Origin of the sequence: Actinomyces sp. MRS3W (assembly GCF_032465695.1) — a bacterium.
Classification (GTDB): domain Bacteria; phylum Actinomycetota; class Actinomycetes; order Actinomycetales; family Actinomycetaceae; genus Actinomyces.
This window is the reverse complement of record NZ_JAWDJJ010000231.1, coordinates 1-20,717: the sequence shown is the minus strand read 5'-3', so window position 1 is coordinate 20,717 and position 20,717 is coordinate 1. Positions and strand designations below refer to the sequence as shown.

The 20,717-nt window shown below is 66.2% G+C and carries 14 protein-coding genes; 6 read left to right on the top strand and 8 right to left on the bottom strand.

What is annotated here, in order from left to right:
* Positions 1-1,298 precede the first annotated feature (1,298 nt).
* Positions 1,299-2,327, top strand: coding sequence for a hypothetical protein (locus RWX45_RS08865; protein WP_316023368.1), 1,029 nt, complete (start codon positions 1,299-1,301; stop codon positions 2,325-2,327).
* 39 nt (positions 2,328-2,366) lie between these two features.
* Here the strand turns inward: RWX45_RS08865 and RWX45_RS08860 are convergent, their stop codons facing one another.
* Both RWX45_RS08860 and RWX45_RS08855 read right to left on the bottom strand, forming a co-directional pair.
* Positions 2,367-4,532: an FAD-binding protein gene (locus RWX45_RS08860; protein ID WP_316023367.1), complete on the bottom strand. Its 2,166-nt coding sequence runs from the start codon at positions 4,530-4,532 to the stop codon at positions 2,367-2,369.
* The gene (locus tag RWX45_RS08855) at positions 4,489-5,337 is read right to left on the bottom strand and encodes a 3-ketoacyl-ACP reductase (protein WP_316023366.1); all 849 of its coding nucleotides are present in this window, start codon (positions 5,335-5,337) and stop codon (positions 4,489-4,491) included. The genes RWX45_RS08860 and RWX45_RS08855 overlap by 44 nt, the downstream gene beginning before the upstream one ends.
* A gap of 120 nt (positions 5,338-5,457) precedes the next feature.
* Here RWX45_RS08855 and RWX45_RS08850 point away from each other — a divergent pair, with 120 nt between their 5' ends.
* On the top strand, positions 5,458-6,354 hold the full coding sequence (locus tag RWX45_RS08850; RefSeq protein ID WP_316023365.1) for a sugar phosphate isomerase/epimerase family protein: 897 nt from the start codon (positions 5,458-5,460) through the stop codon (positions 6,352-6,354).
* A 13-nt stretch (positions 6,355-6,367) separates the two neighbouring features.
* Here the strand turns inward: RWX45_RS08850 and RWX45_RS08845 are convergent, their stop codons facing one another.
* A complete protein-coding gene (locus RWX45_RS08845) occupies positions 6,368-7,042 on the bottom strand; it encodes a ThuA domain-containing protein (protein ID WP_316023364.1) in 675 nt (224 codons plus the stop codon).
* 162 nt (positions 7,043-7,204) lie between these two features.
* Between RWX45_RS08845 and RWX45_RS08840 the strand changes: the two genes are divergently transcribed.
* The gene (locus RWX45_RS08840) at positions 7,205-8,212 is read left to right on the top strand and encodes a hydroxyacid dehydrogenase (RefSeq protein ID WP_316023363.1); all 1,008 of its coding nucleotides are present in this window, start codon (positions 7,205-7,207) and stop codon (positions 8,210-8,212) included.
* A gap of 59 nt (positions 8,213-8,271) precedes the next feature.
* Here the strand turns inward: RWX45_RS08840 and RWX45_RS08835 are convergent, their stop codons facing one another.
* The 5 genes from RWX45_RS08835 to RWX45_RS08815 form a co-directional block, all read right to left on the bottom strand.
* Complete coding sequence (locus RWX45_RS08835; RefSeq protein WP_316023362.1) at positions 8,272-9,081, bottom strand: hypothetical protein; 810 nt, start codon at positions 9,079-9,081, stop codon at positions 8,272-8,274.
* 8 nt (positions 9,082-9,089) lie between these two features.
* Positions 9,090-9,980, bottom strand: coding sequence for a carbohydrate ABC transporter permease (locus RWX45_RS08830; protein ID WP_316023361.1), 891 nt, complete (start codon positions 9,978-9,980; stop codon positions 9,090-9,092).
* Positions 9,981-9,983: 3 nt separating this feature from the next.
* Entirely contained in the window at positions 9,984-10,913 is a 930-nt protein-coding gene (locus tag RWX45_RS08825; protein ID WP_316023360.1) for a sugar ABC transporter permease, read from the bottom strand.
* A 71-nt stretch (positions 10,914-10,984) separates the two neighbouring features.
* On the bottom strand, positions 10,985-12,298 hold the full coding sequence (locus tag RWX45_RS08820) for an ABC transporter substrate-binding protein (protein WP_316023359.1): 1,314 nt from the start codon (positions 12,296-12,298) through the stop codon (positions 10,985-10,987).
* A gap of 338 nt (positions 12,299-12,636) precedes the next feature.
* On the bottom strand, positions 12,637-14,574 hold the full coding sequence (locus tag RWX45_RS08815; RefSeq protein WP_316023358.1) for a DUF2264 domain-containing protein: 1,938 nt from the start codon (positions 14,572-14,574) through the stop codon (positions 12,637-12,639).
* Between the two features lie 198 nt (positions 14,575-14,772).
* Between RWX45_RS08815 and RWX45_RS08810 the strand changes: the two genes are divergently transcribed.
* The 3 genes from RWX45_RS08810 to RWX45_RS08800 form a co-directional block, all read left to right on the top strand.
* Positions 14,773-16,680 carry a heparinase II/III family protein gene (locus RWX45_RS08810; protein ID WP_316023357.1) on the top strand — a complete coding sequence of 636 codons (1,908 nt, stop codon included), beginning with the start codon at positions 14,773-14,775 and terminating at the stop codon, positions 16,678-16,680.
* Positions 16,677-17,756: a substrate-binding domain-containing protein gene (locus tag RWX45_RS08805; protein WP_316023356.1), complete on the top strand. Its 1,080-nt coding sequence runs from the start codon at positions 16,677-16,679 to the stop codon at positions 17,754-17,756. The genes RWX45_RS08810 and RWX45_RS08805 overlap by 4 nt, the downstream gene beginning before the upstream one ends.
* Before the next feature lie 208 nt (positions 17,757-17,964).
* On the top strand, positions 17,965-20,717 hold a 2,753-nt coding region (locus tag RWX45_RS08800), incomplete at its 3' end, for a hypothetical protein (RefSeq protein WP_316023355.1).

Sequence of the window (20,717 nt, the reverse complement as noted above, 5' to 3'; positions counted from 1 at the left end):
GTTAGGGTGCGTGCTCGGCGGCTGGGGCGCTGCACTGTCTCCTGACTTTTGGGAAGGGTGAGTCTCATAGCTTTTGACGCACCCAGTGGGCGCGTCTTGTCACATGGCGAGCCGTTTCCGCCGGAGACGGCCGCTAAGTGGCCTCGCGAAAACCGGCGCAGATCGCCTCAAGACCGGTGGCAGTGCGTGCCAGCCGCCTCCAGGCCAAGTGGGTGGTGGACGCCAGCGGCCTTAGGGGCAAGGGGCGGTGGCAAAAGTGTCCACTGGTCGAAACTTTTAAGCCGCAGGGCGGCGCGAGCCGACAACCTTCATCACATTCGCCCAGGTCAGAGACGGTTTCCGAAAGATACTGGCCGGTGTCGGCCACAAAAGTTACGACAGATGGACACTTTTCGAGCTCGCTGCCAGGCCAGCCCCCACCATGGGGCGCCCAGGGACCCACCCGGGCGCGTAGGGACCGCACCGTGCCGCCACCAACCTTGCCTGAGCGCCCGCACAACCACGGCAGTACCCGTCCTGCACCCTGCGGCATCTACTACGCCACTTCACGGTCTGCTGCGCCCGTTCGGGGTCTGCTGTATGGCTCGCAGGCCTTCAGCGGACGGTTAACTGGCGTACCCAACGGCGAAGTAGCGTTCCATAGACCCTGGCGGCGACCGGCGTGCCCAAGTCGCCTCCCACACCGCTACACCCCGACCCCGACCTCCGGGGCGCTTCATGCCTCCGGGGAGCCCTGCGATCTGTCGGCATACCTGCCACTGCTACGCGTGCCAGTCGGGTCGGCCTAGAGCCAGCACGCGGGATAGCCCGTGAACACGCCGGGCCGCCCACGAACACGTGCATCTAGGCAGCGTTCTCGGCGGTTGGGGAGCGTACTCGACGGCTACCCCGTGTCCTCGGCATCCGGTCGCGGCGTGTGAGCCAAGGCCACCGAAACACATCGCCACATTCACGTCGGAAACCCGCCACTCACATCTACGGCACACCGTCTCAAGCGCCGTGCTCACGACCATGACCCTCAACGCGGTTCGGGTCCGAGCCCCGCTGCGGGGCCCGACCCGAATGTGTGTCAGGGGGTTGCTGCGTGGGACCGCACGGCTCTTTCTGCGCCGGTGTCATCCAGCCTGCTCACTGCACCAATCAGAGACATCGGCCGATCGACTCCTCAGATGGGTCAGCCGACCGGCCGACGCGTCACAGCGGGGATCGCGCCCACGTGACGGGTCAACAACCCGACGGGCAGTACTGCCCATAGAGGTTCGTTGAGAAACAGGCGCCGCCGTCCGTAGCCTGCGACGGTGACTTCCCAGACCTCTCCGCCTTCCGACAACTCCGCCTCCAGTGAGCGCCGTGGTCTCAGCCGCCGCACGGTGCTCACCGGCCTTGGCACAACACTGGCGCTCGCCGGAATCGGTGTGCGCATCTGGAAACGGATACCGGCGGCGGAGCCGGACACCACGCCCTTCGCCGACTACTTCACCGGCCGCACCCCCGTCATGAGCGAGCCGAATGTCGACACCGAGCAGGTATCGAGAAAGTCCTGGGGCATACGCACCTTCCTCACCCTTGAGGAGAACACGCTCGTCGACGACGCGATCACCCTCATCCAATCCGCCTACGCAGACCTGGCGGCGAACGTCGAGGGGCTGGACCACGCCACACTCATCATCGGCTGGAATGGCACCGGAGTGGGCGGCCAGAAACTGTCCACGAACATTGACGTCGACCTCGCACGCCCGCGCTCCGAACTCGACTTCCAGTGCGAACGGCTGCGCATTGCCACCGGCCTTGATCAAGGCACGATCGGCACCATCACCATCCCGCTCGAGACCGACGAGGCAATCGAAATCAGCCACGGTGAAACGGATTCCCTTCCCACCGATGCCGTCCTCGCTCCGCCCGCAGCCGCTGACGGCACCCCGTTGACCTACGAGAACCATCTCGGGATCGCGGGCACGTCGCTGACGATCAGCGCCACCTCCGACGTGGACCTGTCCACGGTGCCGCTCGACGCCGTGCTCGCCGCTATTCCCGGCGGCACCGATGATCCCTCGCGTGAGCCCATCGTGACCCTCGACGCCGTCGGCGTAGGTGGGGCCGACGGGCTACCCGCCATGAAGATCTACGAGCAGGCACTGACGCTGGATGAGGCCGAGCCCATCATGCGCGCCTTCAACGGCGCCGACGCTCCGCACGCCATCACCATTCAGGTCGCCTCACCGCAGGACGCCGAGATGCGGTTCTTGCTGACCGACGGCGTGCTCACCCAGGATCCCTCCTGGCACAATTCCGAAGAAGAGGCCGCCGACCTGCTCGCCCGCCTATGACGCTCCTCGCTCCGCCCATGACCCCGGCACACCAATCCGTCAGCGAATGTTGTGATCCTCACGGAACTCACGCCAGACGTTCTCAAAGAAGTCGCCGCTCGTGTCCGGGATCGAGCGCCGGGTGCGCCAGGTAGCACGCGCCTGAAGCTGCGGCTGCAGGCCGAGGCGGATCTCTTGAATCTGATCGTCGAGTTCGCCGTCATCGAGCAGGAAGCGAAACTCCTCCGGCAATCCCGGTTTGTCCTCGCCCGCGTGGCATTGAACGCCGTCGGCCATCGCAGTATCGTCGCCGCCCACTCCCACGGCACACCCGGGGAGCTCGCCGGCGGCATCGGTATAGAGCACCGATCCGCGCGAGTGCCCACCATGAGCGAGGTAGTCCGTCATGGCAGTGAGGTATACGAACTGGCTGGTGAGAATGTCGCGTAGGAGGAACAGACGGTCGACGCTCCGCCGCGATGACGCATCCACGGCTGCTTCCTCCGCCAATCCCTCCAAGTAACCGCGCACGTCGGCGAGGGCCTGGTGCACAGATGCAGCCGAACGGATCGGCCCAGCCTTCTCGCTCATGAGGCCCGTGATCCGCCTGAGCAGCAAGCCGGTGGAGTCAGGCCTCCCCGCCGCGACTCGCCCAGCAGCGGCGTCGAGCAAAGCCGCGGCTTCCGCTAGCGCAGGTCGCGCCGCGGCAAGGAAGTCGGCCATATCGGGCAAACCGTCTGTGCGGCGGGCAGTGATCCACTGCGCCGCGCGCATGGCTCCTACCTGGGTGGCGTTGAGCGCGGCTCCGCCGGGCCGGTAGACGCCGTGAGAACCGGCCGCCTCACCTACAGGGAACAGTCCGGGGAGGCTGACAGACTGCCACCAGGAATCGACGGCGAGGCCGCCGTTGTTGTGCTGCACGCACAGGTCGACCTCAAGTCGCTCATGCATGAGGTCGATCGACGGATTCTTCTCGCGGTATAGCTCGTAGGCGGGACGGTTCATCGACTGCAGCCTCTGCGCGGGCGTGCCGAAAAGGACACCCGCCCTTTCCAGATAGTTTCGCGCCGGTGGCTCCAGCGCCCCGGCGTCGAGGTCACGGCCGTAAGGATTGCGTGTGAAGTCAAGGAACACGCGGCGTCCGCGTATCACCGTTTCACGGTAGACCAGCAGATCGATCAATGACGACCCGTCACGGGCCTTACGAACGTCGAAAGGCCATTGGTAGCCTTTGAGGAAGATGAGGGAAAGCTGGCGGCCATAGTCGGGGATCGCTTCGGTGAGGAATTCGCGCTCGCCGTTGCCATCGGCGTCGGTGGAGACAAAAGTGGGCAGTACCTGCATATAGCTGCCCGACACGTTCCAACGAGGCGCGATGGAGGCAAGGCCAAACTGCCACTCGGTAAGGTTCTTCCCGGTGGCACCTGCGCGGTATGCGGCCCCGGAGGCACCCCACTGGCCGTGGGGAAACACCGAGCGTGCGTACATGCCGGCCGGGCCACCGGTCGCGTACACGACGGAGCGGGCACGCACCAGTAGAAAACGCGACTGTCCCGATTCCACCTCCCCGCGGGTGGTACGACGACGTAAGCACAGCAGACCGACGGCCTCGCCGTCGTTCGCCAGGATGTCGACGATGCGCAGGCCCTCCACGACATGAATTCCCTCTGCAAGGACCTTCTGCTCAAGCCGCTCGACCATGGTCCGTGAGGTGTAGGGGCCCACTGAGGTGGCACGCTGGCGCGGATCGTGATCGGTTTTGTAGCCGACGAACTCACCGAAGCGGTTACGGGGGAACTCGACGCCGAGGTCGACAAGATGCAGGAAAGCCTGTGGAGACAACGCGGCCTCCACCAGAGCGTGATCGCCATCCATGGCTCCGCCGTCATAGAGCGTACGGGCCATTTCCGAAACGGAATCGCCTGCCTCGCCACCAAGAGTCAGCTTGTAGTAGGTCTGTTTGTCGGAACCGGCATTGCGGGAGGACCCGGCGGTGATGCGGTCGGATATGACGAGCACATCCCTCTGTCCGTACTGCACAAGCCTGTCAGCGGCGCAGTAGCCGGCCGCCCCGGTCCCGACGACGACGGTGTTGGCGGACAGGAGGGGGACGTCGACGTTGTCGATGCGGACGGTTGACTGCGCGGGCATGGCGGGCCTTCCTGGCTTGGAGGTGCGAACTTCACAGGCGGGGGATATGCATGCCACCGTCGACGTGGATGACATCGCCGGTGGAGTACGGTGCTGCACCGGAGGCAAGCATGGCGACGGCGGAGCCAACATCATCCGCAGTGCCCCAGCGAGGCATGGGCGAGATGCCATTGGCGAAAAGGACGTCGTAGCGATCCTTGACTCCCGCGGTCATGTCAGTGGCAATAACGCCGGGACGAACCTCGTAGACGACGATGCCCTCGGGGGCGAGACGGGCGGCGTACAGCAGAGTGGCCATGTGCACGCCCGCCTTGGAGACGCAATACTCACCACGGTCAATGCTGACAGTATCTGCGGAGATAGATGAGATGTTGATGATGGTGGCAGCGGGCCGGTCCAGGGGCGGAAGCCCTGCCACGGTGTCGACGCCGACGGCAGCTAGGTCCCGGTCGCGCTGAGAGATCATCTCGCGGGCGACCACTTGGGTGAGGAAGTACGGGCCACGCAAGTTGATGCCCAGCACGCGATCGAAGGACTCGGGACCGGCGTCAAGGAGGTCAGCCCGGACGCTCGGGGCGACCCCCGCGTTGTTAACCAGCAGGTCCACCCGACCGAACGCGTCGAGCGTGGCATCGAGATAGCGGCGGCCGACGTCGAGGTCATCAATGCTGCCGCGGGTGTAGGAAACCTTCCCCGATCCGCCCGGCAGGCCTCGAAGTTCCTCAAGCAGATCAACGGGTGCTGGCCGAGTGGCCAAAAGCGAGACCGCATAGCCGTGGCGAAGCAGTTCCTCGGTGATACCACGCCCAATCCCTCGATTACCACCGGTGACCATGGCGACAGGAGTCGCGGGGCGCGGATAGACGACAATGTCCGGCATAGGGGCCTCCTGTGCACGTGGGTCGGGGACAGCTCGACGATGAGGACTGCTACCTGAATGTTCCATAGTTTACTATAGTGATCGCACCAGATACTTCCAAGCAATGATCGGAGCAGCATCGTGGCGTCTTCGAACATTTTCGATCTTTCCCGACTATCGCTTAATCAGGCAACCCTCAAGCACGCCACCCTTCCGGAGGCAGTCGAAGTGGCCGCAGCAGCCGGTTACGGCTCCATCGGGCTGTGGCGCGACCGCGTGCAGGAGTGCGGCGCGGACAAGGCCGCCAGAATCGTGCGCCATGCCGGGTTGACCGTGTCATCCCTGTGCCGCGGGGGGTTTTTCACCGCGCTCGATTCTGAGCGAGCCGCTGCCGCGCTTGAGGACAACCGACGTGCCATTGACGAAGCCGCGGTAGTAGGGACATCCGAACTCATCATGGTGGTCGGAGGCTTGCCCGCCAATCCCGCTCCGGGCCGGCCCGTCTCACCCAACTCCGGGCGCGCTGAACGCGACCTCCAGGCAGCCCGTGAGCGGGTGTGCGAGCGGTTGGCAGAGCTCGTCCCCTATGCCAGCGAGCACGGAGTACGGCTCGTCCTTGAGCCCATGCATCCGATCTTCTGCGCCGACCGGGGAGTCATCTCCACCTTGGACCAAGCACTCGACATCGCAGCACCCTTCGCACCAGAGTCCGTCGGCGTGGTTGTCGATACCTATCACGTCTGGTGGGACCCCCGACTCGAATCGTCCATTGCCCGCGCTGGCGAAGAAGGGCGCCTGGCCTCTTATCAAGTGTGCGATTGGGTGCTACCGCTCAAGGAAGACACGCTCAATTCCCGAGGGTATGTGGGCGACGGTTACATCGACTTCGAATCAGTCACACGATGGATCGCGACCGCAGGGTATTCAGGTCCGGTGGAGACCGAGATCTTCAACACCGACATCTGGGATCGTCCCTTGGCCGAAGTCGCCGAGCACGTGGCAGCCGACTATGTCGCGCATGTGCTGCCACACCTGTAAGCCCACTCGTGGTTCAGCTCTCGACGAGCCAGCGGACTTCGCGGCGCAATAGCTCGCGGCGCTCGAGGTTGCGCATCGAGCTGAGATCGTGGCCGAGCGAGTCGTAGACGCTACGCACACCGCCGGCGGTGTTGACCCAGGCCGCTGGATGGTCGGCACCGGCCTCGTACTGGGTGAGGATGACGGTGGAGCCGGGTTCGACGTCGAGCAGTGTGTAACGCTCATCGTAGACGTGGAGCGGTCCGAGCCCCTCGACGATCGGGTGCGAGCCGGCCACCGGCGTCCACACCCCGTCGGAGATCTCGGGGTGATAGGTCGTCCCGCGGATCCAGCGCCCACCGACGATTTCGCGCCAGCGCGGGTTGTCGAGGAAGGCGTTGATGCCCTGGTGGTGCACGAGCAGCGGACGGCCGGCGAAGGCATAGTCGTCGACGGCGCGACGCACTGGCTCCCAGGCCTCGTCGTCGCCGTCGAAATCGGGATCGATGCGGCCAGTTCCCCCGTTGACGATGAGAAGGTCGACCTCTTCGAGGTCCGTGAACGAATCTCGGAACATCGAGCGGACCTCGGCGCCAATGCCCATCTCCTCGAGGAGGAGAGCGATCTCGTGAGAGAGCGCCGCGTGGTCGTGCCAAGGGTCCTCGTAGCGGCCCCGTCCGGCGAGGATGAGTGCTCGTTTCGTCGCCATGGTGTCTCCTTGCACCGCGCGTCGGCACGCGGCTCGACTCAAGATGAGCGTACGACGCAGCAGTCAGATCGTAAAGGAACGCACCTGATTCTATTCGATCGTTTTGCGCGATAAGCTGACCGGGTCACCACGGCAATGCCGTCGACCCGCCTCGGAGGCCCCATGCATCGCCCATCCATTGTCCTGTCCGTCAAGGACCGGTTCCGCACAGCCTTCTTCACCCCCGATGCCATCGCACGTCTCAAAGCCGCCGGTGACCTCGTCCTCGATCCCGACCCCGCCCACCACGAGACCCCCGGATCGCACCAAATTCTCGCCAATGCTGAAGTCCTCGTCACTGGTTGGGAGACCGGATCCATCGACAGTCTCCTCAACTCCATGCCGGAGCTGCGCATGCTTGTCCACTCCGGTGGGTCCGTGCGCGACGTCGTTGGTCCACAGATCTTCGAGCACGGCGTGCGCGTGTCCTCCCAGACCCAGCTCAACGCGGAACCGGTCGCCGAGTACACACTGGCGATGATCATCCTCGCCGCCAAGGACATCTTCGCGACACGGCGCGCGTACACAGAGGCCCGCGCCAAGGCGCCCGATTTCTGGGATGCCTTCCCCTCCATTGGCTTGTACGGCTCGACCATCGGCCTTATCGGGCTTTCACGCATCTCCCGCCTCATCATCGAGCACCTGCGCCCATTCCACTGCACGATCAAGGTCAGCTCGGGCCACCTGAGTGCGGAAGAGGCCAAGCGCCTCGGCGTCATACCGGCGAGTCTGGAGGAGGTGCTGCGCACGAGCGACGTCGTCTCCCTGCACTCCGCCTCAACGCCGCGCACCCACCATATGCTGCGCGCCGAGCACTTCGCGATGATGAAGGACGGCGCCACCTTCATCAACACCGCACGCGGCGCGATCTGCGACCAGGAGGCCCTCATCGCAGAGCTCGCCAAGGACCGCATCCGCGCAATCATCGACGTCACCGAGCCCGAGGTCAGCGTCCCGGATTCCCCTCTGTGGACGCTGCCCAACGTCTTCCTGACGCCCCATGCGGCAGGCTCCATGGGGCGTGAACTACACCGGCTCGGCGACGGCGCCGTTGACGATGTCGAGCACTTCCTCGCAGGTGTCCCCGTCGCTGGTGAGTTCACCGCCGAGCAGTACGCCGGACGTGCCTGAGGCCTCCGGCCACAGCGCGGTCGCGCAGGCCCCTCTCATGCGCTGCGGCACGCGCCTTGTCAGGGGCACGTGGTCGTCTCCTCGGACTCGGCCGCCACGGCTCTGATGGCCGGCAGGATCGTCCACCGGGCGTTGGCCCAGACAAGGTGGAGGAGAAGCCCCGCACCTAGCACAATCACGAGGATAGGCTCGGCCATGAGGCCAAGGTAGAGCAGCACGAGGACAGCAAGGTCAAGCAGGCTGAGATACCACATGCGGCCGACGGCGGCCACGGCGAGGCGCCACAGCGCCATGTACCGGGCCCGCGGCAGCTCGGTGGCACCGACCAACACCACCGGCCACGTCGCAAGCGTGAGCCCGATGACAACAGCGAGTGCAGGCACGACGTAGACGCCAAAAGGCTGCCGAGAGGCCCAGACGATATCGACGGCGGCAGCAAGGCATATCAGGGCGGCGGGCAGGGAGACAACAAGCGCCCGCCGCCACAGAACGCCCAGGGCCCGGACCGCTGGACGCGCCATCGCCGACTCATCGTCATCGTGCCAGTATGGGGCCGCGATGACGCCCTCGGTGACTGCGGCACCGAACTCTTCCCGACGCCGTAGCGGTGAGAAGGCCAGGGATGGGCAGTCGCGGAAGGCGGCGAAGGCAACCGCCAGGCCGGGCGAGCACAACCAGATCGCGGCGATAAGCGTCGGGAACGATCTGAGCGGGGAGACCACGCCAAGACTGATGACGAGGACCGGCAGGAGGAGCACCGCGAGGACGGCGTCCAGGCGCAGGATCGCAAAGAGGAAGGCCCCCAGCCGGGTCCAGATGCCGGTGTTGTCGGTCCCGTCGCGGGCCGTCAGCCGCGTGCGCGACACCATGCTCACCGTCAGCCCTTGAGCCCAGTGGTGGCGATGCCCTCGACGAAGTAGCGCTGACCGAAGGCGAAGATGAGGGCGATGGGCAGTACAGAGAGGACGGAGCCGGTCATGATGGCGGCGTAGTCGGCGTTGTACTGGCCGATGAAAGTCTTAAGACCGAGCTGGATCGTCCACAGGTCGGGGCTGCGTAGGTAGATGAGAGGCCCCATGTAGTCGTTCCACGTATTAGTAAAGGTGATAATCGCCAGCGAGGCGATCGAGGGCACGGACAGCGGCAACATGATCCGCCGGTAGATGCCGTACTCGGACAGACCGTCGATGCGAGCAGCCTCGCTCAGCTCCTCAGGGATCGAGTCGTAGAACTGCTTCATGAGGAACACACCGAAGGCGCCGAAAGCCTGCAGGAGGATGATCGACAGCCTCGTGTCACTCAGCCCTACCGCGGACAGCATCTTGAACTGGGGGATCATGTAGGCCTGCCAAGGCACGGAGATCGTGCCGATATAGACGATGAAAAGCACATCGCGCCCGGGGAAGCGAATCTTCGAGAAGCCGTAGGCGGCGAAGGAGCCGGTGAGTACCTGGAGGAAGGTGACGACGACGGCGAGCAGGACCGTGTTGCCCAACCATGTGAGCATGTCGGACTTGGCCCAGATGTCGGCGTAGTTATGCCACTGCCACTGCTCGGGCAACCATGTGATCGGGGCCGTGAAGATCTCATTGTTCTTCTTGAGTGAGGACAGGACCATCCACACGAAGGGCAGGAGCACGAAGGCGCTGAGGAGCAGAAGGAAGATGTATTGGATGACGCGGACGATCGTCGCGGAGGCCATGCGGCCCGGCCGGCGCTTCCTGCCGGTCAATCCAGACGCGGAGCGGGTGACGGTTGCAGTCGCCATGGTTCAATCCTCCTGTCGACGGTTATGGATGAACTGCACGACTGTGACCAGCAGGCAGATGAGGAAGAGGATCAGCGAAATCGCCGATGCGTAGCCGAAGTCGTTACGTTCGAAGCCCATGCGGTAGATGTACTGCGAAAGCACGAGCGTCGAAGTACCGGGCCCACCGTTAGTCATGACGAGGATGAGGTCGAGGACCTTGAACGAGCCGATGGTGAGCATGATGGAAACGAAGAAGGTGGTGGGTCGCAGACACGGCAGGGTGACGTTGGTGAAGCGCTGCCAGGCGTTGGCGCCGTCCATACGAGCGGCCTCGTAGAGCTGCTGCGGCACGGTTTGCAGACCTGCGAGGAAGAGCAGCATGTAGTAGCCCATCTCGCGCCAGGTGCCGACGATGATGACCGCGGGCATCGCCCAGGTGGATGACGACGTCCAGCCGGGCAGATCGGACAGGCCGAGGGAGCTGAGGAACTGGTTGACAGGCCCGTTCTCCGGCGCCAGGAGCATATTCCACACCTGCGCGACGGCGACGATGGACGTGAAGTAGGGGAAGAAGGCCGCCGAGCGGAAGAAGGCGAGGCCACGCAGCTTCTGATTGAGCAGGAGAGCCAGACCCAGCGAAAGCGCAAGGGTGAGGGGGATGTGGATAACGGCGTAGTACATCGTGTTCCACAGCGCCGTCCAGAAGGTCGCGTCGTGGATCATCCGCTGGAAGTTGGCCAACCCGGTGAACTGCGGACTCCCGAAGGCGCTCCACTTGCAGAACGCGATGTAGAAAAGTGCAATAACGGGAATGAGCGTGAGCAGCCCGAAGCCGAGGAAGTTGGGCAGGATAAAGGACCATCCCGCGATGGTGTGACGGCGCCGCAGCACCGTGGCGGAGGACCCGCTGCGGTTGGGTCGGCCGGTCGTCGCACTGGTAGCAGTGCTCATGGTTGTCTCCCTTTCACGCGGTGAGGGGGCGCGAACCAACCGCGTCCCCTCACCGAACGGACCTTGCCGGCTCACGCAGTCAGACCCTGCGAGGAGACGGTGTCAGCAGCCTCCTTGAGGGCCTCATCCAGGCCGGTGGTCTCGGTCATGATCGCGGAGTGCATATCGTTAAGGATCGTCTGGATGTCATTGACGGTCGCTGAGACAGGGTTTTCCGGGCGGGTGTCGTGCACGGAGAACGTGGTCTTGGACAGGTCGTCCTGCGGCATGCCCTCCAGCTCGAAGAAGGTGTCCTCGGTCTCCTGTGAGAGATAGGCGGGCGTGATGCCGATTCCGGCCATGACCTTGGCTCCCTCGGCGGACATCGAGAATTCGACGAAGGCCTTCGCGGCCGCCGCCTTATCTCCGTTGAGGGAGGCGTTGACGGCGAGGGAGGTCGGGTCGCCGAAGGTGATTGGCTCGTCTTCGTGTCCCGCCTCGTACTGCGGGATCGGAGCAATACCCCAGGAGAAGTCGTCGGCGTCGCCGGTGGACTGCTGCTGGAGCAGAGTCGCGATAAACCACGTGCCCATCGGCATCATGGCGGCCTTCTGAGTACCGAACTGCGCCTGGTAGGTGAGCGACTGCGCCTGCGCGGTTGCGAAGGTCTCGGCAGCGCCAGAGTCCTGGATGTCGAGCGCGGTCTCGTAGAAGGGCTTGAGATAGGAGTAGTCGCCGCTCGTGAGATCGGCATCAGGATATTGGGCTAGGGCGAAGCCCTGGACGACCGACTGCCAGATGTGATGGTAGGTACCCTTCATCGCGCCTGCGGAGGTGATGTCCTTGGCAGCCTGGGCATAGTCGTCCCAGGTCCAGGAGCCGTCGGGCTCAGAGACACCGGCTGCGGCGAATGCATCCTTGTTGTAGAAGAGGACCCAGGAGTCCTGGCGGTAGGGCAGTGCGTAGTAGCTGCCGTCAACGTTGAGGTAATCCAGGGAAATGTTGGAGTCGCTTGTGTAACCGGCGGCGATATCGTCGAGGGCCATGAGCTGGCCGTTGGACTCATAGTAGTAGTAACGCAGGAGGTTCTTGATCGGAAAGACGTCGGGGGCTGAGCCGGCGGAAAGATCGCTGGTCAGCTGGGTGTCGTAGTCGGAGGCCGAGTACTCCTTGACCGTCACCGTGATGTTCGGGTTCGCCTCGTGGAACGCGTCCGCGAGTGCCTGAAACTCGGGCGTCGTGTCCAGGCTCCAGCCGGCGAACGTAAGCTCGACCGTGGCGTCAGTACCGACGGTGGCGCCATCGGAGGATGAACCGGAGTCGGAACCGCAGGCTGCCAGGACGGCGAGGACGGCGACGGAGCCGCTGGCGCTCAGCATTGAACGACGCGTGAGAAGACGTGACATGGGTGCTCCTTGCATTGGTTCGGCAGGGGCCGAAATGGGGATGTTCAGCTGGCCGCGTGGAGATCACGAGTCCACTCCTCCCGGCACCTTGGTACCGGGGCGAGGACGGGTGCCTATACCCGTCGAGGAGGACGGGGCGGGTGCGAACCGAGAGCTATTGCCCGTGACATGCGCCAGCACCATCGTTATCGCCTTCCTCATCGAAGTGATCCACTACCCAGCGACAGGAATAGTCAAACCGATCGCGAGTGTCCTGTCAAGAACTCTCCTGAGCGCATTTGAGTTGTTTTGTCAGTTTCCCGAGCATATTCGGGCCCCCTCGGCATCCGACCCGGACCTCATCGGGTGTTGGCGGTCGATACCGTCTTCGCCCCGTCCGGCCAGCGCACACGGGCCTCAAGACGGCCCGCAGCCTCCCGCAGACTCAGTAAGCAAGGGGCGGTGGGCGGTTCCCCGGCCCCCGCCCTGCCCAGGTATACGGCCGCCGCCACCCAGCGCCCCGGTGCCGGCGTTGCCACCACGACCGGCACCAGCGTCGGCCCGGGCAGCGGGGATGCGTCCTCACGCCGAACCATCTGGGCGTTTCCCTCCTCGGCCATGACGGCGCTGACGAGCTCGCCCCCGGCAACGAGGGCGTGAGCGCCGTCAACCTCCTGCCGGAGCTCATCAGGGCTCGTCAGGGCCCAGCCGCCTAGGCGCACGGCGCTCACACGGCGATCCGGCTCGAGCACCTGCCACAGGCGCAGCTCCCAAGGGCCTCGCACGAAAGAGACGATGGCAAGGTCACCGGCCCGCTCGGCGCGTCCGGACAGCCCGGAGCCGTGCCCCTCCTGAACAGCGTCGGGCACAAGCCAATGAGCCTCGCTCCTCGAGGCCCCCACTCCGACGCCACCGCTGACGTGGAGGTCGGTCGTGCGCATCCCCGCCCGGTGGCTGGCGCGTCCGGAAGCGTCGAGGAGCGCGACGCTCATCTCCAGCGGGTTCGTTTCGGCCTCGGCGTCGAGACACGGGGTGGTCACAGTGGAGTACCCCAGGCGCGCATAAAGCGGGGCATCGGCGACACAGGAGCCCTCGATGGCATGGTCGGTACCGTGATTGATGACGCGCACGATACCGTCGCGTCTCGTGCCGGAGACAATCCAGCCAGGCGCGACAACGGCGCGCAAGACGTCATCCGTCTCCAGCGGCAGTGGTTCCTCGGGGGCGGTCCACACCGAGTCGTCTTCAGGCAGCGAGAGGCCAAGAAAGCCTTTCGCTGCCCAGTACGGGGACCCTGACCCGGAGTACGTCTGGCGCATCGGTTCCCAGGCGTCGAACCAACCGAGAGTGAGCAGCCCGTCGGCATCTGGCACCCCGTGAACACGGAAGTAATGCAGGACGAGGCTGGCGGCACGGCGCAGCTCGCCCGCGCTCACGCCGCGGCACCGGGCGATCGCTCCGGCCCACAGCGGCGCTGCCGTAGCGAAGCGGTAGACCAGGCTACGGCCCTGGAACAGTGGCGCGCCGTCGGCGCCGATGAGACGGACGAGGTCCGCGAGATAGGCCTCAAGGCGATCAATGTCCGCGGTGCCGCGCTCGGCAGCTAGATCCTCCGCCCCGTGCATGTGTGACCACAAAACCGGGTAGAGGTTCATCGCCCAGCCGGTGTAGTAGTCGAAACCGCGCTCGGGGCCGTCGGAGAACCAGCCGCCGCCGACGTAGTAGGAGTCGTGCTCGGCGAGGTCGGCACGGATGTCCGTCTCGGACCACGGTCCGCCGACCGAGCGTAGGAAGGTCTCCACAACGACGCGGAACCACAGCCAGTTGCACGGCGGGTAGGTGTCGTCACCGACGACGGGCGCGAGCCAGTCGATGACCCGTTGCCGCTGCGTCGTCGTCATCCGATCCCAGATCCACGGGCGTGTCATGTCGAGGACGAGGGCCACCGACGCGGCCTCAACTTTCGCCTGAGCGCACTCGGGCAGAGCCGGCCAGGCCTCATCACCACCCGGCTCGGTGCCAGCGACGATCCCCTCGCGGTACCAGTCGGCCAGACCCAATGGATCTGCCCCGTCGGCCCCGACGAGGCGAAAGCCCGCCAGGAGAAAGGTGCGAGCGAACCCCTCTAGACCGTCGGAAACACGGCCGTAGGAACTCGTAGGCCCCGGTAGGTGAAGGCGACCGTGGTGCGCCGTGAAGTACGGGCGCACGGCGAGGAGGAGGTCGTCGGCCCAGTGCTCCCAGTCACGGCGGGTAATCCCGGTCGGCCGGATAGTCCTTCTCATCTGCGCTGTCATCTGCGCTCCTGTGCGCTGTGTTGGTCCTCCAGCCGACGGCGACGGTGCCACGTCCGGATCCTCGCGGACACAAGCAAGTCAAGCCGCTCACCAGTGTGCTGTCAAGATCGTAACTGATCGTTTTGGTATGTTTAGCCGCAGGCTGCGAGCTATTGGGCTCGCTGTGCGCAACCAACCGTGCCACGGAAGGACCTCGCAATGACGCGATCGTTCACTGGGCCGCTGCGTCGCCATTGGGGCGGGCTCGTCGATGCCCCTTCGCTGCAGCGTCTCCTCGTACCGACCGAGAAGGCACTCGACCTCGGGTTGGAGCCGGGCGGCCTAAGCCCGGCCGCCCGGCGGTCCCTGGATGCCAACATCCGCCTGGCCCACGAAGAGGCAGACAGCGCGTGGCCGCAGCCGCTGGCCTCCGACTTCGCCCGCTACTTCGACGACGGCAACCGCACCATCTACCAGGAACAGACCTGGGCGCGCGAGCAACGGCTCGCGCGAGCGGTGCTCGCCTGGCTCGCCACGAACGACGAGGATCTGCTGCGCGAGGTGCTCAATGGCGTCATCGGCTTGTGCGAGCAGTCCACCTGGTGCTGGCCCGCCCATGACGACGTGCATGAGCGCAACGGGTGGGTCCTCACCGACGTCACGCGCCCCTTCCTCGATCTCGGGGCCAGTGAGGTTGTCGCTCTCCTCGCCTGGACCGATGCCGTCGTCGGCCCAACGCTCGAAGCTGCCTGGCCGGGCGTACGCGAGCGCGTGCGCCATGAGGCACGCAGGAGGGTCCTCGACCCCTTCCTCGTGCGCCGGGACTGGCACTGGCTGGGCCTGGACGGCGACGTGCACAACTGGAGCCCGTGGATCCAGTCCAACGTCATCGTCGCCGCACTGCGACTGGAGGCGGACGAGGCCCGTCGCAGTGAAATCGTCGCCCGCGCCATCGAGGGGTTGGACCGCTATGTCGCTGCCCTACCGGCGGATGGGGCGATCGACGAAGGCAGCTCGTACTGGTGGAACGGCGCCGGCCGCCTACTCGAGGGGCTCGAGCTCCTCGCCGAGGCAACCGGGGGTGCCCTGGACGCGTCGGGCATCGCCCCGCTCGCCGAGGTTGTCGCCTTCCCGCACCGCATGCACCTCGGGGGACCGTGGAGCGTGTCGTTCGCAGACGCCCAGGCGCGCTCGGCGTCGTCGAGACCCTGGCGCACCCTCTTTCACTGGGCCCGGCGCATTGGGGATGACGAAGCCGAGGCCTTCGCGCTCACGGGCCGCGACGACGCCGAGCCGATACAGCCCCCGGAGGGCGGGTTGGGCCGCCGACTGCGTGCCGTCGCGGACGAGGCCTGGCTCCACGCCCGCGCCCGGTCCGAGGGGCCGCTGCCCGCGTCTGTGTGGCTGCCCAGTATCCAGGTCAGTCTCGACCGACCCGCTGCCCACACGTCCGCGGGACTTGCACTCGTCATCAAGGGCGGGCACAACAACGAGCACCACAATCACAACGACGTCGGCTCCATCATCGTGGCGCTCGACGGCGTGCCGATCGTCGTCGACGCCGGTCAACCCACCTATACCGCTCGGTCCTTCTCACCCAGACGCTACGAGGTGTGGACCAACCGGTCCGACTGGCACTCGGTGCCGCTGATCGGGGGTCGGGAGCAGCATGCGGGTCCTCACTTCCGGGCCGAGAGCACCTCCCGTATCGAGGATGACGGCGGCGCACGGGGCCTGGTCATGGATCTCAGCGCCGCCTACGGTCTGGAGGAGGGCACATGGCAGCGCCACGCAGTCCTCGGTTCGGACGGCAGCATCACCCTCACAGACTCCTGGACGCGGACGATTGAGGACGTCCCGGAGAGTGCAGGCACACTCGAGCGTCTCCTCCTGGCCGGCGACGTCGTCGTCGTCGAGGATGGGCGTGTCCTCGTCACCCCTCTCGGCGGCGGGCGGCGAGCTGTCATCACCTGGAGCGACGCCGACTCGCCCGAGCGCGAGGAGCGTGTATTGGACGATCCCCTTCTGTGCTCGTCATGGGGCGAAGCGCTCACTCGCCTATCCTGGCGGGTGGCGGATACCGCCGAGCCCGGAACCTTCACTGTGACGATCGGAGTCGAGTCATGAGCGACCATCGCGTACTTCCCGCCAGCCGACGCGAGTACATCCTCTCCATGGTCAACTCGCGCGGCTCCGTGCGCGTGTCTGAGGTGGCGGAGGCGCTGTCACTAGCCCCCATCACAATCCGACGAGACATCGCCATGCTCGCGGAGGAGGGGCTGCTCGAACAGGTGCGCGGGGGAGCCCGTCGGCTGAACCAGGATGCGACCCCTCCCGCTCTGCACGAGGACATCACGGTTGGCGTCGTCACTCCCTCGCTCGACTTCTTCTGGCCCACGATCATCGGCGGGATCAATACCGTCGCGGACCGCTTCGGGGCCCGCGTCCAGCTCCAGGGCTCGACCTTCGCCGCCTCCGACAACCTGCTCGCCATCCGCCGGATGGCCGAGGACAGCGCGATCGACGGTCTGCTGCTCGTGCCGGACCTCGAGGGCTCGGGCAGCGAGAGGCTCATCGAGTACCTCGAGACGATCACCAAGCCGACCGTCCTCATTGAGCGCGACCTGCGCGCCTACGGCCCGTCGGGCCACTCCTTCGAGTCCGTCGTGACGGACCACCGCAGCGGCGCGGCTCTCGCCGTGCGCCACCTGGCGGGGCTCGGGCACCGCCGCATCGCGCTCATCACGGACAAGCCGATCCCGTCGCGCCACCTCATCGCCGAGGGGTGGTCGGCCATGCTCGCGCGCCTCGACCTCGACACGGCCTCCCCCCGGGAGGACACAACGGGCCTGGAGGACGACGAGCGCTCGGCGCGGATCGAAGCCTTCATCGACACGTGCCTCGCCTCCGGGACCACCGCCTTCCTCATCCACTCGGACGAAGCCGCCCTCGTCGCCGTGGACGTCCTCACTCGCAAGGGCGTGCCGATCCCCGAGCAGGTGTCGGTCATCGCCTACGACGACGAGCTCGCCGGCCTCGCGCGCCCTGCGCTCACCGCCGTGTGCCCGCCCAAGCGCGAGCTCGGCGTCTCGGCGATGCAGCTGCTGTTCGACAGACTCGAGGACGCGGACCGCCCCGGTGTCCGCATGGAGCTGACCCCCTCCCTCGTCGTGCGCGACTCGACGGGGCCGGCGTCGTACTGACCACTGAGTACCGAGCACTGAACACTCACCGATCCGATGTGACCGGAAACGGTTGCACCTGATCAGTACTCCCGCGTAGTCTGAGTTTCGGGTCATATTCCCAGTCTTCGATCATTTTGGATCAGGAGCGCAATGCTGCGCTCGTCTAGGCGACCCTCCGACGCCTCTCCTCGCGCCGGACTCCGCTTCACTGCCGACAGGAACCCAGATGAGAAGAACACGCCAGCTCGCTGCCGTCGCCGCCCTCGCGATGGCGTCCACGGGCCCCGGACTCACCGCGCCGGCCACCGCCGCCGGCTCCCCCGCCCCGATCGAGGTCAACGCCGCCGCCTACGTCAAGGCCACCGGAGCCTCGGGCACCTCCCTGCCGAGCGAGGTGACGACACCGGACGGTCCCAGCGCAGTCACCTGGGACCTCGCCACTGACGAGTTCGACACCCTCTACGACACCGTCACCGTCTCCGGCACCGCCGCCGACGGCACCCCGGTGACCGGCACGGTCGAGGTCATCCCCCGCCAGGAGAACCCCCTGCTGTACTTCGTCGACGCCGGACACGGCGGCGACTCCCAGTCGCGGCCGTGGTCGACCTGGCGCGTGGCCTCCCGCGCGCACACCGGGGTCACCACGCTCGCCCCCACCCTGCTCAACAGCGAGCCCGACCAGCCCTACTCCGACGGCGGGACATGGGGCTACACGTACGACGGCGACCACAACGTCAAGGTGACGGTGGACGGCGGCGACCCCGCCGGTTCCGTCACCGAGGAGTCGCTCGCCGCGCTGCCCAAGGCCGACCTCGGCCTGCGTACCAACAGCCCCTCGATCTCCTACCGGGTGGACCTCGAGCCCGGGCTCTACACCCTGACCACCGGCTACAAGGAGTTCTACGCCGGGCCCCAGTCGCGCACGCGCGGCATCATGCCCACCCTCGGGTACACGCTCGACGGCGACGCGGTCAGTGAGCCGATGCCGGGCACCACGCTGAGCACCGCCTCTGGGCAGAAGGCGAGAGAGGTCGTCGCCTCGACGCTCCTCACGGTGCCCGAGGGGGCGAGCGACGTGACGCTCAGCTGGGTGCGCTCCAGCGGCGAGGCGCCCATGATCTCCTGGTTCGCCGTCGCCGGGGGCGAGGTCCTCGAGGCGGACCCGGCCCATACCACGGACGACCCGCCGGCCCCGGACGACGCCGTCACCGACATCACGGTCGACGCCGCGGACATCGCCGCGACGAACGTCAACGGGCTCACCTTCAAGGGCTTCGGCGTCCTGACCGGCAACTCCAGCTCGGCCCTGCTCATGGACTACAAGGCCCAGCACCCGGAGGCCTACACGCAGCTGCTCGAGGTCCTCTTCGGCGGCCCCCGCCCGGTCATGAACCACGTCAAGATCGAGATGGGCAACGACCGCAACAACTCGACGGGCCCGAACCCGGCCACGATGCGCACCGAGAACGAGCCGGCCAACGTGGCCCGCGAACCCGGCTTCCAGCTCGCCGCTGACGCCCTGGCCCTCAACCCGCGGCTGCAGGTCTCCATCCTGCGGTGGAACGCCCCCGCCTGGGCCAACACGAACGACAAGGTCTACGCCTGGTACAAGGCCACGATCCTCGCCGCGTACCGCACCTACGGCTACATGGTCGACTATGTCAACCCCGGCATCAACGAGCACGCGGCCGACCTCGGCTGGACCAAGGAGTTCGCCGACCGCGTCCGCACCGACTCGCAGGGCTTCGAGTCGCCCGAGGAGCAGGCGCTGTTTAACTCGATCAAGGTCGTCATCTCCGACGAGGTGGGAACCGGCACCTTCGGCGGCGCGATGCTGGCCGACGCGAGCCTGGCCGAGGCCGTCGCAGTGGCCGCGTTCCACTACAACACCAACGACGACGCCGCGGGATCGTTCACGCGGCTCGCCGAGCAGCTCGACAAGGAGGTGTGGAACTCCGAGGGGCAGGCCACCTTCTCCGACTCCTCGCACCGGCCGAGCAACAACACCGCCGACCCGACGACCCCGGGCACCGGCCTGGGCGGCACCGGCTCCTCCCTCGAGATGGCCAACACCTTCGTCAAGGGCTTCGTCAACTCCCGGCGCTCCCACGTCATCTACCAGCCGGCCATCGGCTCCTTCTACGAGGGCGGCCAGTACTCCTTCAAGGAGATCGTCTCGGCGAGGGACCCGTGGTCCGGGTGGATCCACTACGACGCCGGCGTCGCCGTGCTCCAGCACTTCTCGTCCTTCGCCACGACCGGCTGGGAGAACGAGGACAACACGGCCGGCATCTGGAGGCTCGTGCCGCAGGCCTCGGCCTCGACGGCGACCGGTACGAACCCCGTCAACGGGCGTAACGGCGAGCCGAACTACCTGACGATGGCGGCCCCGGACGGGTCCGGCTTCTCAACGGTCCTCGTCAACGACTCCGAACGGACGAGAACCTACCGGATCTCCCCGAAGGGCTTCGGCACCGACGACGCCTCCCGCCTGGCCGTGTGGACCACGCGGGCGGCCGACGAGGGCGAGGCCTTCAACGCCCACTACAAGGAGCATGTCGGTGACGTCGCCGGGGTGGACGGCGTCTACACCGTCATCGTGGAGCCGTACTCGATCACGACCGTGTCCACGCTCACGCCCGCGCAGATGGGCAACGAGTGGACGACGCCGCTGCCCACCGACGGCGAGCGGACCGTCCTGGGCGCAGAGGCGACCGACGAGGTCCTGTGGGCCGACGACTTCAACTACACCGGCATGGGCGTCCCCGTCTACGCTGACGGCGGCGTCTCGGGCACCGAGGACCTCGTCGCCTCCCGTGGCGGTGAGACCGGCGCGACGCCGCTCTACACCTGGGACCGCAACGGCGCCTTCGAGGCCTACCGCACCGCGGATGACCAGTGGGTGCTGCGCCAGCAGGTCGACGCCGAGACGACCGGGGTCGGTGGGGCCTGGAACGGCGGCGACCCGCTGACGGGGAT